Origin of the sequence: Sphingomonas sp. NPDC019816 (assembly GCF_050274375.1) — a bacterium.
GTDB lineage: Bacteria > Pseudomonadota > Alphaproteobacteria > Sphingomonadales > Sphingomonadaceae > Sphingomonas.
Window position 1 is genome coordinate 1 of the sequence record NZ_JBNNOB010000206.1, and the last position, 4,258, is coordinate 4,258.

The 4,258-nt window shown below is 66.9% G+C and carries 6 protein-coding genes; 4 read left to right on the forward strand and 2 right to left on the reverse strand.

Features of this window, described 5'->3' with window-relative positions:
- Positions 1-364: metallopeptidase TldD-related protein (locus ACQKJZ_RS18355; RefSeq protein WP_427733012.1), on the forward strand; the 364-nt coding region annotated here is incomplete at its 5' end.
- A 131-nt stretch (positions 365-495) separates the two neighbouring features.
- On the opposite strand, the gene ACQKJZ_RS18360 is transcribed toward ACQKJZ_RS18355, so the two are convergent.
- Positions 496-1,272: a formate/nitrite transporter family protein gene (locus ACQKJZ_RS18360; RefSeq protein WP_427733014.1), complete on the reverse strand. Its 777-nt coding sequence runs from the start codon at positions 1,270-1,272 to the stop codon at positions 496-498.
- Positions 1,273-1,497: 225 nt separating this feature from the next.
- On the opposite strand from ACQKJZ_RS18360, the gene ACQKJZ_RS18365 reads away from it, so the two are divergent.
- Together ACQKJZ_RS18365 and ACQKJZ_RS18370 are read left to right on the forward strand one after the other, a co-directional pair.
- On the forward strand, positions 1,498-1,836 hold the full coding sequence (locus ACQKJZ_RS18365; RefSeq protein WP_312487309.1) for a P-II family nitrogen regulator: 339 nt from the start codon (positions 1,498-1,500) through the stop codon (positions 1,834-1,836).
- Between the two features lie 14 nt (positions 1,837-1,850).
- Positions 1,851-3,218: an ammonium transporter gene (locus tag ACQKJZ_RS18370; RefSeq protein WP_427733017.1), complete on the forward strand. Its 1,368-nt coding sequence runs from the start codon at positions 1,851-1,853 to the stop codon at positions 3,216-3,218.
- A 249-nt stretch (positions 3,219-3,467) separates the two neighbouring features.
- On the opposite strand, the gene ACQKJZ_RS18375 is transcribed toward ACQKJZ_RS18370, so the two are convergent.
- Positions 3,468-3,839: an EF-hand domain-containing protein gene (locus ACQKJZ_RS18375; protein ID WP_427733019.1), complete on the reverse strand. Its 372-nt coding sequence runs from the start codon at positions 3,837-3,839 to the stop codon at positions 3,468-3,470.
- Between the two features lie 158 nt (positions 3,840-3,997).
- On the opposite strand from ACQKJZ_RS18375, the gene ACQKJZ_RS18380 reads away from it, so the two are divergent.
- Positions 3,998-4,258: argininosuccinate synthase domain-containing protein (locus tag ACQKJZ_RS18380; protein WP_427733021.1), on the forward strand; the 261-nt coding region annotated here is incomplete at its 3' end.

Below are 4,258 nucleotides of genomic sequence, written 5' to 3' on the forward strand. Positions count from 1 at the left end.
CAACACCTTCATGAAGGGCGGGCAGGACGATCCGGCCGAGCTGCTGTCGCGGGTGAAGAACGGCATCTTCGCCAAGTCCTTCGGCGGCGGGCAGGTCGATATCGTGTCGGGCAAGTTCGTCTTCTCGTGCACCGAGGCCTACCGGATCGAGAACGGCAAGCTGGGCGCGCCGATCAAGGGCGCGACGCTGATCGGCGACGGGCCGAGCGTGCTGACCAAGGTGAAGGGCATCGGCAACGACTTCGCGCTGGACGAGGGGGTCGGCGTGTGCGGCAAGGGCGGGCAGAGCGTGCCCGCCGGCGTGGGACAGCCGACGCTGCTGGTCGAGGGGTTGACCGTCGGCGGCACTGCGCTGGCCGCGTAAAAATCCTCCCCGGTACGGGGAGGTGGCAGCGCGAAGCGCTGACGGAGGGGGGCTTCGGCAAGGGATGTCCTGTGCGGGGCCCCCCCTCCACCACCGCTGCGCGGCGGTTCCCCTCCCCGTGCCGGGGAGGATCAGCGATGCTTCAACGCCCCATGCCCCGCACCCAGTAGCAGCGCGATCGCGCCGCCGCCGATCAGGTTGCCCAGCGTGGACAGCGCCAGATTATGCGCGATAGCCCCGATCGGCACCGCCGCCGGATCGAGCGCCCAGCCGAGCGGCAGCAGCGTCATGTTCGCGATCGAATGCTCGAACCCGGCGGCGACGAACAGCGTGATCGGTGCGATCACCGCGACGATCTTGCCGGCGACTGTCGTCGCACCGCTCGCCATCCACACCGCCAGGCAGACCAGCATATTGGCGAGGACGCCCGAAGCGATCAGCGTGCCGGTGGACTTGGCGACCTTGGACATCGCAGTCTCACGTGCCACGGCGGCGACCGCGCCATCCACCGCGTCTGGGCCGCCCGCCGCGACGAACAGCGCGACGACGATCAGGCTGCCGACCAGATTGGCGAGCCACACCAGTCCCAGCGCCCTCACGAGCCCGGCCCCCGTCACGCGGCCCTGGGCGCGCGGTAGCGACAGCATGGCATGGCCGGTGAACAGATGCGCGCCGGTCACCATCACCAGCATCAGCCCGGCGGAAAAGGCCAGCCCGGCGAGCAGATGCGTCGCGCCTGCGCCCGATGGCATACCCGCGCTCGCGACCAGATAGGCGATTCCGCCAAAGCCGATCTGCAACCCTGCCGCGATGCCCAGCCACAGCGCCGGCATCGTCCCCGCCGATCCGCGCTCGGCCAGCGCATCGGCCACCGTGTCGGCCAGTGGTTCGCCGGTCGTGTCGGCCATGATCCTCTCCCTGTCTGTCGCTTGTCGACAGGCCAACCGGCGGCGGGCGGCTTTGCTCCCTGTGCCTGCCCGAAAATTGGGCAGCGGTCGCGTCGTGCTGATTTTTTGACGCCCGAAATCCGTCCATCGCGGGCGGTCGCACGGCGCCGATGCGGAAAAGTCACCAACTTATGAACTGGCACACCCTTTGCAGATCATGCCGGCAGGTAACGCAAAGGGGGCGCAATGAAGCTGATCATTGCCATCATCAAGCCGTTCAAGCTGGACGAAGTGCGCGAGGCACTGACCATTTTGGGCGTGGCGGGCATGACGGTCACCGAGGTCAAGGGGTTCGGACGCCAGAAGGGCCAGACCGAAATCTATCGCGGGGCCGAATACAGCACCAACATGGTGCCCAAGATCAAGATCGAGGTGGTCTGCGCCACCGACATCGCCGACCGCGTCGTCGAAGCCATCCAGTCCGCCGCCAACACCGGTGCGATCGGCGACGGCAAGATCTTCATGCTCGATGTCGGCCAGGCCGTGCGCATCCGCACCGGCGAAACCGACGATTCCGCGCTTTGAGAAGGGGGGATTTGATGATGCACCTCACGCGACTGGCGAGCGGGGCGACCGGCCTTGGCATCGCCCTCTTCGCCGCCTTGCCCGCCTGGGCGCAGGATGCCGCCGCGCTCCAGGCGCCGGCGAGCGCCGCGCCTGCCGCGACGGTCGACAAGGGCGACACCGCCTGGATGATGACCTCGACCGTGCTGGTCATGATGATGATCCTGCCGGGTCTGGCGCTGTTCTATGGCGGCCTGACCCGCGCCAAGAACATGCTGTCCACCATGACCCAGATCGGCGCGGCCGCGTGCCTCGCGATGCTGATCTGGGTGATGTACGGCTATAGCCTGGCCTTCGGGCCGGACGTGTCGGGACCTGCGTCCAACTTCATCTCCGGGCTGGGCAAGGCGTTTCTGAAGGGCGTCACGCCCGCCAGCCAGGCGGCGACCTTCACCGCAGGCGTCGAAATCCCCGAATATGTCTTCATCTGTTTCCAGATGACCTTCGCTGCGATCACGGCCGCGCTGGTGCTGGGATCGGTGGTCGAGCGGATGAAGTTCTCGGCGGTGATGGCATTTGTCGCGGTGTGGCTGACCATCACCTATTTCCCCATCGCGCACATGGTGTGGGCGGCCTCGGGCCTGTTCTTCAAGGCGGGCGCGCTCGACTTCGCGGGCGGCACGGTGGTGCACATCAATGCCGGCGTCTCGGCGCTGGTCGCCTCGCTGATCCTGGGCAAGCGCATCGGCTATCCGACGACACCGATGCCACCGCACTCGCTGACGCTGACCGGTGTCGGCACCGGCCTGCTCTGGGTCGGCTGGTTCGGGTTCAACGCCGGCTCGGCGCTGGAGGCCAATGGCTCGGCGGGGCTGGCGATGATCAACACCTTCGTCGCGACGGCATCTGGTGGTCTGTTCTGGATGCTCGCCGAGCGTCTGGCGGGGCATAAGGGCTCGGCGCTGGGCTTCTGCTCGGGCATCGTCGCCGGCCTGGTCGCGGTCACCCCGGCGGCGGGCAATTCGGGTCCGTTCGGCGCGATCGTGCTAGGCGCTATCGCCAGCGTGATCTGCTTCTATGCGGTGTCGGTGCTCAAGCCCAAGCTCGGCTATGACGATGCGCTCGACGCCTTCGGTGTCCATGGCATCGGCGGCATGGTCGGCGCGATCGGCACCGCCGTGGTCTATGCCCCGTCGCTGGGCGGTCCGGGTGCGGCGGATTACGACATGGGCGCCAAGCTGCTGGTCCAGCTGGGCGCGGTCGCCACCACCATCGTCTGGGCGACGATCGGCACCGTGATCGCGATGTATGTCGCCAAGGCGCTGACCGGCCTGCGTGTCTCGAAGGATGTCGAGCAGGAAGGCCTCGACCTGGGCGAGCATGGCGAGCGTGCCTACAACTGATTTCTGATCGGGCGCGGGGGCACGAGAACCCCCGCTCCCCACGATGTTCCTCCTGCGGACGACCTAAGCCCGGTGCGGCAACGCACCGGGCCTTTTTTGTGGGTGGGTCTTTGGGGATTTCCAGGCGTCCGTTCGCACTGTGCGAAGTCGAAGTGCACGGGAACCGCTCGCGGACAGGGCGGGGCGTGGCCTTCGACTTCGCTCTGGCTGAACGGAGGTAGGGGTAGGCGGAACGAAGGCGGAGAGAGCTTACCGTCCCTTCGGCCCCGCCGGCTGCGCCTTGGCCTGTGCCGCCTTGGCCGCTTCATATTCGTCGAAGGTGCGCGACAGCAGCGCCTGGGCCTCCGCCTCGGTCACCTTGCCGTCCTTGTTGGCATCGGCCTTTGCGAACCACAGGTCGGCGAGGCGTTGGGCGTGGACCGCGTCGATTTTCTGCTTGCCCGCGCCCATGCGCAGGATCGCGGCCTTCACCTCGGCCTTGGACAGCGCGCCGTCCTTGTTGGTGTCGCGCGCCTTGAACTCACGCGAGAATTTGGCGGCGGCCGAGGCGCGGGTGTCCTGCGCCATCGCGGGCATGGTGAGCGTGGCGGCGATCAGGCCGGCAATGAGGAAACGGGTCATGCAAGGGACTCCTGAACGGGACATCACGGCCGCTCCTGACGGCCTTTGCCTGTCGGCGCAATGAACGGGGGGGGAACGAGCCCAAGCGAAGGTTGCGTGGGCGCGCGACAGCGCATAGGGCGCGAGGAAAATCCATCCCCCTTCGTAAGGACTTTGCCGTGAGCGAAGATATCAAGCGCGTCGTCCTCGCCTATTCGGGCGGCCTCGACACCAGCGTCATCCTCAAGTGGCTGCAGCAGCATTATGGCTGCGAGGTCGTGACCTTCACCGCCGATCTGGGCCAGGGCGAAGAGCTGGAGCCCGCGCGCAAGAAGGCCGAGATGGCGGGCGTGAAGCCTGAACACATCTTCATCGACGATCTGCGCGAGGAGTTCGTCAAGGATTACGTCTTCCCGATGATGCGCGCCAACGCGCTCTAT

What these genes read in the sequence shown, in the direction of transcription:
- ACQKJZ_RS18360 (WP_427733014.1), bottom strand. Translation starts at nt 1,272, where the DNA reads ATGGCCGACACGACCGGCGAACCACTGGCCGACACGGTGGCCGATGCG.
- ACQKJZ_RS18365 (WP_312487309.1), top strand. Translation starts at nt 1,498, where the DNA reads ATGAAGCTGATCATTGCCATCATCAAGCCGTTCAAGCTGGACGAAGTG.
- ACQKJZ_RS18370 (WP_427733017.1), top strand. Translation starts at nt 1,851, where the DNA reads ATGATGCACCTCACGCGACTGGCGAGCGGGGCGACCGGCCTTGGCATC.
- ACQKJZ_RS18375 (WP_427733019.1), bottom strand. Translation starts at nt 3,839, where the DNA reads ATGACCCGTTTCCTCATTGCCGGCCTGATCGCCGCCACGCTCACCATG.